The organism is Aureimonas sp. Leaf427 (assembly GCF_001425485.1).
GTDB lineage: Bacteria > Pseudomonadota > Alphaproteobacteria > Rhizobiales > Rhizobiaceae > Plantimonas.
In genome coordinates this window covers 319,852-334,786 of the sequence record NZ_LMQW01000043.1, presented here as the reverse complement: position 1 = coordinate 334,786, position 14,935 = coordinate 319,852, and the positions used below count along the sequence as shown (strand labels likewise).

The window sequence follows — 14,935 nt, the reverse complement described above, 5'->3', positions numbered from 1 at the left end:
AGGGTCTTCTCCGCCCGCGCCTTGACCAGAAGGCTGGAAGTGCCGATGGAGCCCCAGAGGTTCCTAGGTGTTCAATCCCAGGGTTTCATGGTGAGATCCTTTCCTCGAATTGGAAGGAGGCTCTATGGGACAGGTTCGTCACGGCAGCGCCACGACCACGCACGCCATCCGAGCAGCAATACAGCGATCGAAAGCTTCGATCGCGACGTTGAGCCGGGAGCTGGGCATCAATCCGAAGACGGTGGCCAAGTGGCGTAAGCGTCAAACTTTGGAAGACATGAAGACCGGCCCGAAGGAGCCGCGCTCAACGGTTCTGACCGAGGCCGAGGAAGCCATCGTGGTTGCCTTTCGCCGGCATACGCTGCTGCCCCTAGATGACTGCCTGTACGCTTTGCAGCCAACGATCCCCCACCTGACGCGCTCGAGCCTGCATCGCTGCCTTCAGCGGCATGGCATATCCAGATTGCCGGATGTCGAGGGCGACAAGCCCCGGCGCCAGCGCTTCAAACGCTATCCAATTGGTTTCATTYACATCGATATAGCCGAGGTGCAGACCGGCGAAGGCAAGCTCTACCTGTTCGTCGCCATTGATCGAACAAGCAAATTCGCGGTCACTCAGTTGGTCGATAAGGCTGACAGGCGAACAGCCTGGGAGTTCCTCGAACACCTGCTGCAAGCCGTTCCGTACCAGATCCACACGATCCTGACCGACAACGGTATCCAGTTCGCCGAGCAGCCGCGCAATCGAAACACCGCCTGGTCCCGGCAGATGCGCTTCGACATGATCTGCGAGGCGAACGGCATCGAGCATCGGCTGACCAAGCCGAACCACCCCTGGACCAATGGACAGGTCGAGCGGATGAACCGCACCATCAAGGAAGCCACCGTCAAACGCTTCCACTACGAAAGCCATGATCAGCTTCGGGTCCATCTCGCCGACTTCATGGCGGCCTACAACTTTGCCCGCCGGCTCAAGACGCTCGGTGGCCTGACGCCCTACGAATACATCGCCAAAATCTGGACGTCAGAGCCACAACGGTTCATCCTCAATCCGATCCACCAGATGCCGGGACTGAACACCTAGNGGCCTGACGCCCTACGAATACATCGCCAAAATCTGGACGTCAGAGCCACAACGGTTCATCCTCAATCCGATCCACCAGATGCCGGGACTGAACACCTAGTTAGCCCTAACGGTATCAATAAAGGCGACAAGATGTTCGATCCTATGAACTGAGTCGCTTTTTCAGAATATGCTAGCCTTTCATCCAGCCAACATTTTGAAACGTAGAGCAAACGCTGAAGCATTCCGATTCACGCTAAAGGTGACTCGAAACGCCTAGAAGCTTAGAAACATCCGCCGTGTCGCGAATTGAGCCCGCAAATCGCGGGCCGATTTGTGCAATGATTTGGCCCGCGGCGACGACGCCGAGTTGAGCGCTGACCTTCTTCGATAGACCCCCCGTATAGCCACGGAGAAAGCCGGCGGCGAAAAGGTCACCGGCGCCGGTCGTGTCGACAACCGTGGAAACCTCGGTCGCGGGCACATCAATTCGCGTTTTGCCCTCCACGACGACGCAACCTTTCTCCCCCCGCGTAACAGCACCGAACTTGCGGACGTCGGCGGCCAGTTGCGTGAGCGCGGCGTCGAAATTCTTGGTCTCGTAGAGCGCGAGAACCTCTGCTTCGTTAGCAAAGACGATGTCGACAGCGCTTGATCTCATGAGATCTAGAAACTCTGCTCGATAGCGATAAACGCAGTAGCTGTCGGATAGGGTTATCGCCACGTCACGGCCGTTCGCATGTGCGATACTTGCAGCTTTCCGTATCGCATCCTTTGCGAGTGGAGGATCCCAAAGATATCCCTCGAAATACGTGACCTTGGCGGCAGCCACGAGCTCTTCGTCGATGTCGTCGGGCGATAGTTCGACGCAGGCGCCGAGATATGTGTTCATCGAGCGCTCGCCGTCCGGTGTGACGAGAATCATGGAACGCGCGGTCGCAGGACCGGTCGAAAGTGGCGCTGTTTGAAAGGCGATGCCCAGCGCCCGGATATCATGTGTGAAGATCGCGCCGAGTTGGTCGTCGCAGACCTTGCCGATGTAGCCGGCCGTGCCGCCGAGACTGACGACTCCGGCTGCGGTGTTGGCGGCCGAGCCACCGGACATTTCGACGGCAGGTCCCATCGCATTATAGAGGCTCTGAGCACGGGTTGTGTCGATCAGCGTCATAGACCCCTTCGGGATTCCCTGCTCCTCGAGAAAGGCATTATCGGTGCGGGCAATGATGTCGACGATGGCGTTGCCGATCGTCAGCACGTCGTACTGGATCATGTCGCGTCTTTCGGGACAAAAGGCGAAGGCCTCGAGCCGGCCTTTTTCAAGGCAGGCCATGGCCGTCTTAAATCAAGGGACGCTTTACGATCAAGCCGCCTTCGCCGCGCTCGAGGACAGCGCGGCCTTCAGCTTGGCCACGAGATCGGTCTTCTCCCAGGAGAAGGCTCCGTCCCGGCCCGGCTTGCGGCCGAAATGGCCGTAGGCGGAGGTCTGGGCGTAGATCGCCTTGGAGAGACCGAGATGCTCGCGAATGCCGCGCGGCGTGAGGCTCATCACCTCGCGAAGGGCGAGTTCGACCTGCGTCTCGTCGACCTTCCCCGTGCCGTGCAGATCGACATAGACGGACAGAGGCTCGGCAACGCCGATCGCATAGGAGAGCTGGATCGTGCAACGGTCCGCAAGTCCGGCCGCGACGACGTTCTTGGCAAGATAGCGGGCCGCATAGGCGGCGGAGCGATCGACCTTGGTCGGGTCCTTGCCGGAGAAGGCGCCGCCCCCGTGCGCCGCGGCGCCGCCATAGGTGTCCACGATGATCTTGCGGCCGGTCAGCCCCGTATCGCCGTCGGGACCGCCGATGATGAACTTGCCGGTCGGATTGATATGCCACTGGCAGTTCGCCTCGATCTCCAGACCGTCGAGCGCCTCGCGGATCACCGGCTCGACGATGGCGCGGACGTCAGCGGAGGAGAGGCTCTCGTCGAGATGCTGCGTCGAAAGGACGATCTGGTTGACGCCCACCGGCTTGCCGTTGAGGTAGCGCACCGTCACCTGGCTCTTGGCGTCGGGCCCGAGGACGCCGCAACCCTTTTCGCCGGCCTTGCGGTATTTGGTGAGGAGTTCCAGAATCTTGTGCGCGTAATAGATCGGCGCCGGCATCAGCTCGGGCGTCTCGCGGCAGGCGTAACCGAACATGATGCCCTGGTCGCCGGCACCCACGTCCTTGTCGCCGCTCTCGTCGACGCCGGCCGCGATATCGACCGACTGCGGATGGAGCCGCACGTCGATCTTCGCGGTCTTCCAGTGAAAGCCTTCCTGCTCGTAGCCGATGTCGCGGATCGCCCGGCGGGCGGCGGACTTCACCTTCGAGCGCATGGCCTTCTCGTCGAGAGACGTGCGCACTTCGCCGGCGATGCAGACGTAGTTCGTCGTGGCCAGAACCTCTGCGGCCACGCGGACCTCCGAAGCCGGCATGCCCGCCTTCTTCGCTTCGCGGAAGAACAGATCGACGATCTCGTCGGAGATGCGGTCGCAGACTTTGTCCGGGTGGCCTTCCGAAACGCTTTCGCTCGTGAACAAGTACTCGCTACGCATCTTTTAAGGCCTTTTGTCCAAGTCCGCCGGTCGCGCTTCTAGTCATAGGGACCTGAAAGGGTCAAGGCATATCCAACCGAGCGGGATGCCCAAACGCAGTTCGATGCCACGTCGTAAAGCGACATTTTCCGTCACCTCTGCGACCTTGCGTCAGATTCGGGCGTCGCTTTCTCCGACTGCGAACACCTGCTTCATATCATAGAGCAGCCCGTCTGGACCCAGCAGTTCCCTGAGGCGCGCCGCGCCGGCCTCTCGAAACGTGCGATGCCCGACGGCGGCGACGACGGCTTCGAACGGACCGTCCGGCAAGGTCGGCACGAGCCGCAGGCCATAGGCCCGCTCGACGTCGTCAGGGTCCGCTTCCGGATCGAACACGACCACCTCCCCCGCCAAGGCCTGAAGTTCGGCGACGAGATCGGCGATCTTCGTGTTGCGGATGTCGGGGCAGTCCTCCTTGAACGTAATGCCGAGAACGAGAACGCGCGCCCGCGCCACGTCGATCTTCCGCTCGAGCATCGCCTTGACGATATCGAGCGCGACCCAGCCGGCCATGCGGTCGTTGATCCGCCGTCCCGCCAGAATCATCTCGGGATGGAAGCCGATCGATTGAGCCTTGTGCGTCAGGTAATAGGGATCGACGCCGATGCAGTGGCCGCCGACGAGGCCGGGCACATAGGGATGAAAGTTCCATTTCGTCCCGGCGGCGGCCAGGATATCGCGCGTCTCCAGGCCCATCCGCTTGAACAGCTGGGCGAGTTCGTTGACGAGCGCGATGTTGACGTCGCGCTGGATGTTCTCGATGACCTTGGCGGCTTCCGCCACCTTGATCGAGGGCGCCTTGTGCGTCCCGGCCGCGACAACGCGGCCATAGATCGCATCGACGAGGTCGGCCGCCTCCGGCGTCGAACCCGACGTCACTTTCACGATATCGGAAAAGCCGTGCCGGCGATCTCCGGGATTGATCCGCTCGGGAGAGTAGCCTGCGAAGAAGTCCCGGTTGAAGAGAAGGCCGGACGTGCGCGCCAGGATCGGCACGCAGACGTCCTCGGTCATGCCCGGATAGACGGTGGATTCGTAGATCACGACACAGCCCGGGCGAAGAGCGCGGCCGACCATTTCCGAGGCGCCCTCCAGCGCCGTGAGGTCGGGCTGGAGGGCTCCGTTGATCGGGGTGGGAACGGCGACGACGAAGACGTCGACCTCCGACAGATCGCTCTCCTCACAAGAGAAGCTCAGACGACCGGCCGCCGAAAGGGCTGCGGGTCCGACCTCGCCCGTTCGATCCCGCCCCTGGCGAAGCTCCGCGATCCGCTGGGGATCGATATCGAAGGCAACGACATCGAATGCCGCAGAGAGAGCGACGGCCAACGGCAAGCCGACATATCCAAGACCGATCACGCCGAGCCGCGCCGTATCGAGTTCGATCATCGCCATCCGTCGTCCGATTTCCTGAGTCGCGTCAGCCTGTCCCATGTTCGAAGGTCCCCTCTCTGGCAAGGGTGCTTGCGGTTCGGACGGACGGAATGGCCGACGGTAGATGGCCATGATCAATTCTGTTGATCAATGCGATCAATCAGCCGAATGGCAGCTTGCAACCTCTGCGGCGCTATGAAAGTGATCATGTCCAAGAACTGACGCTCGAAGAGGCGGGCCACACGGCGTGGTCGAGCGGTTCGCCAATGGGGTTTCCGCAGGGGTCAGACGACGATCCAGCGGCGAAGCAAGGACGCTTCATGGAGTACTTCTTTCAGCAATTGATCAACGGCTTGACGCTCGGCTCGATCTACGGGTTGATCGCGATCGGTTATACGATGGTGTACGGCATCATCGGCATGATCAACTTCGCCCATGGCGAGGTCTTCATGCTCGGCTCCTTCATCGCGCTCACGACGATTCTCGCGCTGGCGATGATCGGCATCACCTTTTTCCCGCTGGTCCTTCTGATCATGCTGATCGTCGCCATGGCGTTCACCGCCCTCTGGGGCTGGTCGATCGAGCGCATCGCCTACCGGCCCCTTCGCGGCTCGTTCCGCCTCGCGCCGCTGATCACGGCGATCGGCATGTCGATCTTTCTCCAGAACTTCGTCCAGGTCACGCAGGGCGCCCGGTCCAAGCCGCTCGCCCCCCAGCTCGACGGCCGGATCGATCTTTACCTCGGCAGCGGCGGGTCGATCGGCGTCCAGATCTCCTACATGCAGATCCTCATCATCGTGACGACGGTCATCCTGATGATGGTCTTCTCCTTCGTCATCTCCAAGACGGCGCTCGGCCGGCAGCAGCGCGCCTGCGAGCAGGATGCCAAGATGGCCTCCCTGCTCGGCGTCAACGTCGACCGGACGATCTCGCTGACCTTCGTCATGGGCGCCAGCCTCGCGGCCGTCGCCGGCATCATGTACCTCCTCTATTACGGCGTGATCGACTTCTACATCGGCTTCCTCGCCGGCGTGAAAGCCTTCACCGCCGCCGTTCTCGGCGGCATCGGCTCGCTGCCCGGCGCCATGCTGGGCGGGCTTCTCATCGGGCTGATCGAAACCTTCTTCGCCGGCTACTTCGCCGCCGAATACAAGGATGTCGCCGCGTTCTCGATCCTGGCCATCGTCCTCATCTTCATGCCGTCCGGTCTTCTCGGCCGTCCGGAAGTCGAGAAGGTCTGAGCCGATGTCGAGCATCACCCCGACCTCTTCGATCCTGCCGGAAGGTGCCGAGGCCAAGGAGGAGCAGCGTCGCGCCGCCATGCGTGGCGAGCCACCCTTCGCTCCGGCGCCGCCGGCCGACAGCCGCCTGAAACTCTCGCTGAAGGATGGGCTGGGCGCGGCTCTCGCCGCCGCGCTGCTGACGATCTTCTTCCTGCTCCTTCGCAGCGACATCGCGGTTGGAGGCCTCGTCCTCTCCGTCCGGCCCGATCTCTGGATCGTCGCGATCGCGATCGTCTTCGCGGTGCGCTTCCTCGTCTCCTACCTCTTCTTCCGGGCCCCCCGGCGGGAGACCGTCGCGGCGGTCGCCAAGGCGCCGCGCCCGGCGAGCGCTGCCCGCAACGCCGGCCTCCTCGCCAAGGGCTTTTCGGCCCTGATGCTGCTGCTCGGCCTCGCCCTGCCCTTCATCATCCAGGCCGTCGTGCCGGGGCAGAGCCGCTATCTGATCGACCTCGCCATCCTGATCGTGACCTATGTCATGCTCGGCTGGGGCCTCAACATCGTGGTCGGCCTCGCCGGACTTCTCGATCTCGGCTACGTCGCCTTCTATGCCGTCGGCGCCTATTCCTTCGCCCTTCTCGCCATCAATTTCGAGCTCGGCTTCTGGGTGTGCCTTCCGATGGCGGGCCTCTTCGCCGCGCTCTGGGGCATCGTGCTCGGCTTTCCCGTGCTGCGCCTGCGGGGCGACTATCTCGCCATCGTGACGCTGGCCTTCGGCGAGATCATTCGCGTCGTCCTCCTCAACTGGTCCGAGGTGACGGGCGGGCCGAACGGTCTCCTCGGCATTCCGAAGCCGACCCTCTTCGGTCTCGAGTTCGGCCGCGGCGCCGGCTCGTTCTCGGAGTATTTCGGCATCGAGTATTCCTCGCTGCACCGCTTCATCTTCCTCTACTACATCATCCTCGCCTTGGCCCTCCTGACGAACTTCGTCACGATGCGCATGCGCAAGATGCCGATCGGCCGGGCCTGGGAGGCCCTGCGCGAGGACGAGATCGCCTGCCGCTCGCTCGGCATCAACACGACGAACGTGAAGCTCACCGCCTTCGCCACGGGCGCGATGTTCGGCGGCTTCGCCGGCTCGTTCTTCGCCACGCGCCAGGGCTTCATCTCGCCCGAGAGCTTCACCTTCATCGAGTCCGCCATCATCCTGGCGATCGTCGTCCTCGGTGGTCTCGGCTCGCAGCTGGGCGTCGTGATCGCCTCCGTCGTCATGATCGGCGGCATCGAACTGCTGCGAAACCTCACGATCCTGAAGGTCGTGTTCGGCGAAGGGTTCGACCCGACCCAGTACCGCATGCTGATCTTCGGCATCGCCATGATCGTGATCATGGTGTGGAAGCCTCGAGGCCTCATCTCCTCGCGCCAACCCTCCGCGGTCTACAAGGAAAAGAAGAAGATCGGCGCCGACATGGTCGCCCAGGGGGAGGGTCACTGATGTCCACCACCAGAACCTCCGCCCGGCGCTGGCTCGCCGATCCGATCCTCAGCGTCGAGCATCTGACGATGCGCTTCGGCGGGCTGACCGCGGTGAACGACCTGTCCTTCACCGTCGGGCGCGGCGACATCACCGCGCTGATCGGGCCGAACGGCGCGGGCAAGACGACCGTCTTCAACTGCGTCACCGGCTTCTACAAGCCGACCGAAGGGCGCATGGCGATCCGGCGCGGGCGCGGCATCGGCGACGATGTCGTGGCCAACCTGACGAAAGGCGGGCTCCAGCAGACGACGGCGCCGACGGGCACCGTGCACCTTCTCGAGCGCATGGCCGACTTCCAGATCACCGAGAAGGCGGGCGTTGCCCGCACCTTCCAGAACATCCGCCTCTTCGGCGGCATGACGTGCCTGGAGAACCTTCTCGTCGCGCAGCACAACCGGCTGATGAAGGCTTCGGGCTTCACGATCGGCGGCCTGTTCGGCCTCCCCGGCTACCGCCGCATGGTCAAGGCCTCGATGGAGAAGGCGATCGCCTGGCTGGAGCGTGCGGACCTGATCGACCGTGCCGACGACCCGGCCGCCGACCTGTCCTACGGCGCGCAGCGGCGCCTCGAGATCGCGCGCGCCATGTGCACCGATCCCGCCCTCCTCTGCCTCGACGAGCCGGCCGCGGGCCTCAATCCACGCGAATCGGCGGAGCTGAACAAGCTGCTCCGGCTGATCCGGGACGACCACGACGTCTCCTTGCTGCTCATCGAGCACGACATGGGCGTCGTCATGGAGATTTCGGACCACGTGATCGTTCTCGACTACGGCAAGAAGATCGCCGACGGCACGGCCGAGGACGTCCGCTCGGACCCCAAGGTCATCGCCGCCTATCTCGGCGTCGACGACGAAGAGGTGGAAGCGGTGGAGGAAAAGCTGGAGGCCGGCGACATCGACGCGGCCATCCGCGAAGCCCACGTGCCGGCCGTGGCGCCGACGGGAGACGCACGATGAGCGCGCTGGCTCAAACGGCTCCCGGCGAGCCGATGCTGACGGTCCGGGGCATCCAGACGTTCTACGGCAAGATCCAGGCCCTTCGGGGCGTCGACCTCGACGTGAATGCGGGAGAGATCGTGACCATCATCGGCGCCAACGGCGCCGGCAAGTCGACGCTGATGATGACGATCTGCGGAAGCCCGCGTGCCCGCGAAGGCTCCATCGTCTATCGCGGCGAAGAGATCTCGCAGCTTCCCACGCACCAGATCATGCAGCGCGAGATCGCGCAGTCGCCGGAAGGCCGCCGCGTCTTCGGGCGGATGACGGTGATGGAGAACCTGCAGATGGGTGCGACCCTGCAGGACGAGAAGCATTACGACGACGATCTGCGGAAGGTCTTCGAGCTCTTTCCGCGCCTGAAGGAGCGCGCCGGCCAGCGCGGGGGCACGCTGTCGGGCGGCGAGCAGCAGATGCTGGCCATCGGCCGCGCCCTCATGAGCCGCCCCAAGCTCCTGCTTCTGGACGAACCCTCGCTCGGCCTTGCGCCGCTTATCGTCAAGCAGATCTTCGAGGTGATCCGCGAGTTGAACCGCAACGAAGGCCTGACGGTCTTCCTGGTCGAGCAGAACGCCTTCCATGCGCTTCGTCTCGCCCATCGCGGCTATGTCATGGTCAACGGCTCGATCACGATGACGGGGACGGGACGCGAGCTGCTGTCGCGGCCGGAAGTCCGCGCGGCCTATCTCGAAGGAGGAGCGCACTGATGCCGAACGAGATGGGCCTTCTCTGGGAAGTCAGCATCGTCGAATTCCTGATCGTCACGGTGGTTCTCGCCGGAGGCGGGGCCTGGATGATCGGCCGCTCGACCGCCCTCACCTGGAGCGGCTGGGGCATCCTCGTCTTCTACGTCGTGCTTCTCGCGATCGCGACGCGGTTCCTGCATTTCGCGCTCTTCGAAGGCACGTTCTTCCTGCCCTTGGAGACGCTCGGAACCGCCCTTCACTACGCGGTGGTCGACTTCGTCATCCTCATGGCCATCGCCTCGGTGGGCCGCCTCTTCGTCCGCTCGCGCCAGATGGAGCGGCAGTACGGGTTCCTTCAGCGCGCGCCGAGCGCGGGAGAGACCGTGCCCCGTTGACGGCTGGTCGACGAGACGTATCAATGGGCTGAAGCGAGCGCGAAGCTTTCTCGGGTTTCGCGCATCGCCGGCTTCGAACCGCATCCGTCCCGGGCTGAACCCGGCCGGCCGCTCCGAACACGAGCACACGTTCACCAACAGGAAGATGGTCATGAAAAAAGCACTCTTTGCCGGCGCCGCTCTGAACCTCGTCTTCGCGGGTATGGCCTTCGCCGACATCACGATCGGCGTCGCCGGTCCGATGACCGGCCAGTACGCGACCTTCGGCAACCAGCTGAAGATCGGCGCCGAGCAGGCCGTCGCCGACATCAACGCCAAGGGCGGCGTGAACGGTGAGAAGCTCGTGCTCTCGGTCGGCGACGACGCCTGCGATCCCAAGCAGGCCGTGGCGGTGGCCAATTCCTTCGCCGGCCAGGGCGTGTCCTTCGTGGCCGGCCACTTCTGCTCGGGCTCTTCGATCCCGGCCAGCCAGGTCTATGCCGAAGAAGGCATCATCGAGATCTCGCCGGCTTCGACCAACCCGGACTACACCGAGAAGCGCCCCGGCGAGATGATCTACCGCGTCTGCGGTCGTGACGACCAGCAGGGCCTCGTCGCCGCCGAGTACATCGCGGCGAACTTCAAGGATGCCAAGGTCGCCGTCCTCAACGACAAGTCCGCCTACGGCAAGGGTCTGGCCGACGAGACCGAGAAGAACCTGAAGGCCAAGGGCGTGACGCCCGCCGTGGTCGAATCCTACACGGCCGGCGAGAAGGACTATTCCTCGCTCGTCACCAAGCTGAAGCAGGCCGGCGTCGGGCTCGTCTACGTCGGCGGATACCACACCGAGGCAGGCCTTCTCGCCCGCCAGATGAAGGAGCAGGGCGTCAAGGCGACGATCATGTCCGGCGACGCGATCGTAACGGACGAGTACTGGGCGATCACGGGCGATGCCGGCGAAGGCACGCTGATGACCTTCTCCCCGGACCCGCGCAAGAACCCTGAGGCCGCTCCGGTCGTCGCCGAGCTCGACAAGGCCGGCAAGACCGCCGAGGGCTACGTGCTCTACACCTACGCCGCGATCCAGGCCTGGGCCGACGCCGCCACGCAGGCGAAGTCGACCGAAGCCGAGGCGGTCAACAAGATCCTTGCCACCGCCGACTTCAAGACCGTGATCGGCGACCTGAAGTTCGACGGCAAGGGTGACGTCACCCTGCCCGGCTACGTCGTCTACGAGTGGAAGGCTGGCAAGTACGACTACGTGACGGCCGCCAAGTAAGCCAAGGCGTCTCGTCGAAACGGGCCCCGGTGCAGCGATGCGCCGGGGCTTTTTAGTGTCCCGACAAATCGTGGATCGAACGCCTGCGGTCCCTTCCGGGCTGCTCGAACGGCGGCGCGGGACGCAAGCGAGAGGCGGACGGGACGGCCGAGGCCAGAAGGTCAGCCCTCCTGCGTCAGATGCCGGGCAGCTGGTCGAACCCGATCAAGGGCTTGGAGTCCGCCGGGAAGGAACCGCCCTCGGAATCGATGACCGCCTGGATCTCCCGGCTCGGCATGAAGTCGGGAATGGTCGCCTTCAGGAGCCGCAGGGCGCGCGGCGCGTCGCCGAGGTCGATCAGCCGGTGCATCTCGTCGAGGATGCGCTGCAGGACGGCCCATTCGATCGTGCGGGGAAAGGCGGAGAAGATGCCGTCCACCCGCGTCGGCGCGAGCTGTTCCTGCGTGTCGAACAGCTCTTCGTAGAGCTTCTCGCCCGGACGAAGCCCCGTATAGACGATGCGGATGTCGACATCGGGCTTGAGCCCCGAGAGCTTGATGACGTTGCGCGCGAGATCGATGATCTTCACGGGCTTGCCCATGTCGAGCACGAAGATCTGTCCCCGCCCGCCGTCGTCCTCCAAGCTGTGCGCGGCCGAATGGAGGATCAGGAGGCAGGCCTCCGGTATGGTCATGAAGTAGCGCTCGACGTCGGGATGCGTGACGGTCAGCGGGCCGCCGGCCTTCAGCTGCTTCTCGAAGAGCGGAATGACAGAGCCGGCCGAGCCCAGCACATTGCCGAAGCGGACGGTCACGAAATGCGTGTCGCCCGTGTCGGGCGCGAGATCCATCGTCTGACAGCACATTTCGGCGAGGCGTTTGCTGGCCCCCATCGTGCTCGTCGGGTTCACCGCCTTGTCGGTCGAGACCATGACCATCAGCTGAACCTTGGCCGCGACCGCCGCCTCCGCGACGTTCCGCGTGCCGATCGTGTTGGTGAAGAGCCCCTCCAGCGGCTGCGCCTCGACGATCGGCACATGCTTCAGGGCCGCCGCATGGAAGACGACGGAGGGCCGGTGTTCGGCGAGGATGCGCGCGATGCTCGCCTTCTCCCGCACATTGCAGAGCGCCGCGTGGAGATCGAGCTGCGGCATGGCACGCCTCAGATCGCTTTCGATCGAGTAGAGCAGGAACTCGCTCGCATCCAGGAGGATCAGCTTCTTCGGCTTCAGCTGCGCGATCTGGCGCGTCAGCTCCGAGCCGATGGAGCCGCCGGCACCCGTGACGAGGATGATGCGCCCGCCGATCAGGCCGGTGATCTGGCCCATGTCGAGCCGCCGCGGCTTGCGCTCCAGAAGGTCCTCGAGCTCGATCGGCTGAAGATCGGAGGCCGTCGTGATGTCGCGAATGTCGAACATGTCGGGCAGCGACAGGAGTTCGAGCTCCTGCTCGCTCGCGGCCTCGACGAGTTCGTTCAGCATGGCGTGCCGCGCATAGTCGTCGCGCGTCCGCGTCAGGATCAGCGCATCCGGCCGCCGGCCGAGCGCCTCGTAGCGCTTCACGGTCTCCGCCAGCCGGTCGAGCGTTCCGACGACGGGCACGCCGCGGATGAAGCGGCCGGACCGGCGGCCGCGCTCGTCGATGATGGCGAGCACGTCGAAGGAGCGGCTGTCGCGCTCGGTCACGGCCTTGATGAAGGCCTCGGCATTGTCGGTCGCCCCGACGAGGATGACGCGGCGGACCGACCTCGGATCGCCGGGCTTGCGCCGGCGGTCGCGCTGGTTGCGATAGGTGCGATAGGCCGCGCGCGGGCCGGCCAGCAGGAAGACCAGGAACGACCAGGCGATGATCGGCACCGAGCGCGGGATCAGGTCGAGCCGCGAGATCAGGAAATGCGCGACGACGAAGAGACAGGCCGCGATCGTCGCGGTCTTGCAGATATAGACGAAGTCCGGCAGCGAGGCGTAGCGCCAGACGCCCTTGTTGGTGCCGACGAAGTATCCGACGATCCCGACGAGAAGGCCGAAGACGAGGGCCGCCGAGACGTAGACCGGCCAGTCCTGCGCGAAGAGACGGACGTCGAGGCGCAGCACCATGGCCAGGAGAAAGGCCGCCGCGCCCATGATGCTGTCGTGAATCCAGACAGCCGTCCTGGAAATCAGCGCCCGAAGGCGGTTTCTGACCATCGATCTGCCTTCGCCGCTCGCCTTGGTTCCCGGATAGCGAGCGGACCATAGCATTCCCGCCGCTTCGCGCATCCTCCTGATACCGGTTCGAATGGACGACAGAAAGGCCATCAGCGCCCCGTGACGGTCCGCAGGATCAGGGCGAGATCGCCGAAGAACGTCGCGTCCGCGATGTAGGATGCGTCGATCTCGGCGAGGCGCTCGGGCTCGGACATGTCGACCCCCATCACCTGCGCCTTGCCGGTGATGCCCGGCCGAACGTCGAGCACGCCGCGTCGCCGCCGCGCCTCGATCAGAACGGTCTGGACGGGCAGGCAGGGACGTGGGCCGACGAGGCTCATCTCGCCCTTCAGCACGTTCCAGAGTTGTGGCAATTCGTCGAGCTTCGATCGGCGCAGGAAGCGGCCGATGCCCGTGATGTGGGCCACGCCCTTGTGCTCGTGCGTTCCGAGCGAAGCGGTTCCGACATGCATCGTGCGCAGCTTGTAGCAGGTGAAGACACGGCCTCCCCGCCCCACGCGCTCCTGCGCGAGAAGGCCGGGGCCGGGCGAATTGCGCCGGATGGCGAAGGCAAGCACGCCGATCAGCCAGCCGAGGACGACAAGGCCGGCAAGGCTCGCCGTGACGTCGAAGAGGCGCTTCATCCGGGACGTGCTATGCGCTGGCGCAGGAGCGCTACGGGAGGAGAAACCATGCGGATCTTGGTCACGGGCGCCAGCGGGTTCGTCGGGCGCCATCTCGTAGCGAGTTTGCGCCGCGACGGCAAATCCGTGATGGTCCTCCAGCGCGGCGGAGCGGCCTTGGCCGACCCCGACCGTTTCGCGGGGCCGGCGGACCTTGCCGATCTCGACACATGGCCGGACTGGCCGCGCGACCTCGACGCCGTCGTGCATCTGGCCGCGCTCAATCCGTCCCGCCGCCAGCCGGCGACGCCGGAGGCGCTGGCCCATGCCAATGTCGCCGGCACCGCCGCCCTCGTCCGCCGCGCGAAGCGGGAAGGCGTGCCGCGGATCGTCTTTCTCTCGACCTCGAACGTTCACGCGCCGAGCGCGGTCCCGATCGACGAGAACGCTCCGCTCGGCCCGCAAAGCCCCTATGCCCGTTCCAAGGCGGAAGCCGAGGCCGCCTTCTGGCGGGAGCTTGCGGGCGGCGAAACGCAGGGCTGCATCCTTCGGCCCGCGCCCGTCTACGGCCGGGGCGGAGGCGGCAATGTCGCGATGCTGGTCAAGCTTGCCCGGCTGCCGCTTCCCCTGCCGATCGAAGGGCTCGGCGGACGGCGCAGCCTGCTCTCCATCGATCGCCTCCTCTCCGCGATCGACATCTGCCTGACCTCGGACGGCGCCATCGGCGAGACCTTCCTCGTTGCCGATCGCACGCCTCTGCGCCCGGCCGAGATCGTCGGCGCCCTTCGAGAGGGCTGGGGCCGGCGGGCGGGCACGGGCGCCCTGCCCTCGTTGCTGCGGCGAACGGTCGAAGGAAAGATCGGCGGACGCGGCCTCATGGCGGATTTCGTCCTCGACGTATCCCGCCTGTCCGCCAGGACGGGCTGGCGGCCGGCGGAATCGACGCGATCGGAGCTGGCGCGGATGGCTGCGGCCGGCGATCTCTGAAGCCGCGCGG

The 14,935-nt window shown here is 64.7% G+C and carries 13 protein-coding genes; 8 read left to right on the top strand and 5 right to left on the bottom strand.

Annotated elements, in window-relative coordinates:
* Positions 1–124 precede the first annotated feature (124 nt).
* Complete coding sequence (locus ASG62_RS19425) at positions 125–1,084, top strand: IS481 family transposase (RefSeq protein WP_057180560.1); 960 nt, start codon at positions 125–127, stop codon at positions 1,082–1,084.
* Between the two features lie 235 nt (positions 1,085–1,319).
* Here the strand turns inward: ASG62_RS19425 and ASG62_RS19420 are convergent, their stop codons facing one another.
* The 3 genes from ASG62_RS19420 to ASG62_RS19410 form a co-directional block, all read right to left on the bottom strand.
* Positions 1,320–2,333, bottom strand: a complete 1,014-nt coding sequence (locus ASG62_RS19420) for an adenosine kinase (RefSeq protein ID WP_056697329.1) — start codon at positions 2,331–2,333, stop codon at positions 1,320–1,322.
* A gap of 90 nt (positions 2,334–2,423) precedes the next feature.
* Positions 2,424–3,647 carry a methionine adenosyltransferase gene (gene metK, locus ASG62_RS19415; RefSeq protein ID WP_056697326.1) on the bottom strand — a complete coding sequence of 408 codons (1,224 nt, stop codon included), beginning with the start codon at positions 3,645–3,647 and terminating at the stop codon, positions 2,424–2,426.
* A gap of 150 nt (positions 3,648–3,797) precedes the next feature.
* Positions 3,798–5,075, bottom strand: coding sequence for a nucleotide sugar dehydrogenase (locus ASG62_RS19410; protein WP_056697429.1), 1,278 nt, complete (start codon positions 5,073–5,075; stop codon positions 3,798–3,800).
* Positions 5,076–5,380: 305 nt separating this feature from the next.
* Here ASG62_RS19410 and ASG62_RS19405 point away from each other — a divergent pair, with 305 nt between their 5' ends.
* The 6 genes from ASG62_RS19405 (at position 5,381) to ASG62_RS19380 (ending at position 11,151) form a co-directional block, all read left to right on the top strand.
* Complete coding sequence (locus tag ASG62_RS19405; protein WP_056697324.1) at positions 5,381–6,301, top strand: ABC transporter permease subunit; 921 nt, start codon at positions 5,381–5,383, stop codon at positions 6,299–6,301.
* Between the two features lie 79 nt (positions 6,302–6,380).
* On the top strand, positions 6,381–7,775 hold the full coding sequence (gene livM, locus ASG62_RS19400) for a high-affinity branched-chain amino acid ABC transporter permease LivM (protein WP_056697427.1): 1,395 nt from the start codon (positions 6,381–6,383) through the stop codon (positions 7,773–7,775).
* Entirely contained in the window at positions 7,775–8,773 is a 999-nt protein-coding gene (locus ASG62_RS19395; protein ID WP_056697322.1) for an ABC transporter ATP-binding protein, read from the top strand. The genes livM and ASG62_RS19395 overlap by 1 nt, the downstream gene beginning before the upstream one ends.
* Positions 8,770–9,519, top strand: a complete 750-nt coding sequence (locus ASG62_RS19390) for an ABC transporter ATP-binding protein (protein ID WP_056697320.1) — start codon at positions 8,770–8,772, stop codon at positions 9,517–9,519. The genes ASG62_RS19395 and ASG62_RS19390 overlap by 4 nt, the downstream gene beginning before the upstream one ends.
* The gene (locus tag ASG62_RS19385; protein WP_056697319.1) at positions 9,519–9,893 is read left to right on the top strand and encodes a DUF6867 family protein; all 375 of its coding nucleotides are present in this window, start codon (positions 9,519–9,521) and stop codon (positions 9,891–9,893) included. The genes ASG62_RS19390 and ASG62_RS19385 overlap by 1 nt, the downstream gene beginning before the upstream one ends.
* 151 nt (positions 9,894–10,044) lie before the next feature.
* Positions 10,045–11,151, top strand: coding sequence for a branched-chain amino acid ABC transporter substrate-binding protein (locus tag ASG62_RS19380; RefSeq protein WP_056697425.1), 1,107 nt, complete (start codon positions 10,045–10,047; stop codon positions 11,149–11,151).
* A 175-nt stretch (positions 11,152–11,326) separates the two neighbouring features.
* Here ASG62_RS19380 and ASG62_RS19375 read toward each other — a convergent pair whose 3' ends face one another.
* Together ASG62_RS19375 and ASG62_RS19370 are read right to left on the bottom strand one after the other, a co-directional pair.
* Complete coding sequence (locus ASG62_RS19375) at positions 11,327–13,315, bottom strand: polysaccharide biosynthesis protein (protein ID WP_056697317.1); 1,989 nt, start codon at positions 13,313–13,315, stop codon at positions 11,327–11,329.
* Between the two features lie 110 nt (positions 13,316–13,425).
* Positions 13,426–13,959 carry a sugar transferase gene (locus ASG62_RS19370; protein WP_056697315.1) on the bottom strand — a complete coding sequence of 178 codons (534 nt, stop codon included), beginning with the start codon at positions 13,957–13,959 and terminating at the stop codon, positions 13,426–13,428.
* A 48-nt stretch (positions 13,960–14,007) separates the two neighbouring features.
* On the opposite strand from ASG62_RS19370, the gene ASG62_RS19365 reads away from it, so the two are divergent.
* A complete protein-coding gene (locus tag ASG62_RS19365) occupies positions 14,008–14,925 on the top strand; it encodes an NAD-dependent epimerase/dehydratase family protein (protein ID WP_056697314.1) in 918 nt (305 codons plus the stop codon).
* The last annotated feature ends 10 nt before the right edge of the window (positions 14,926–14,935 follow it).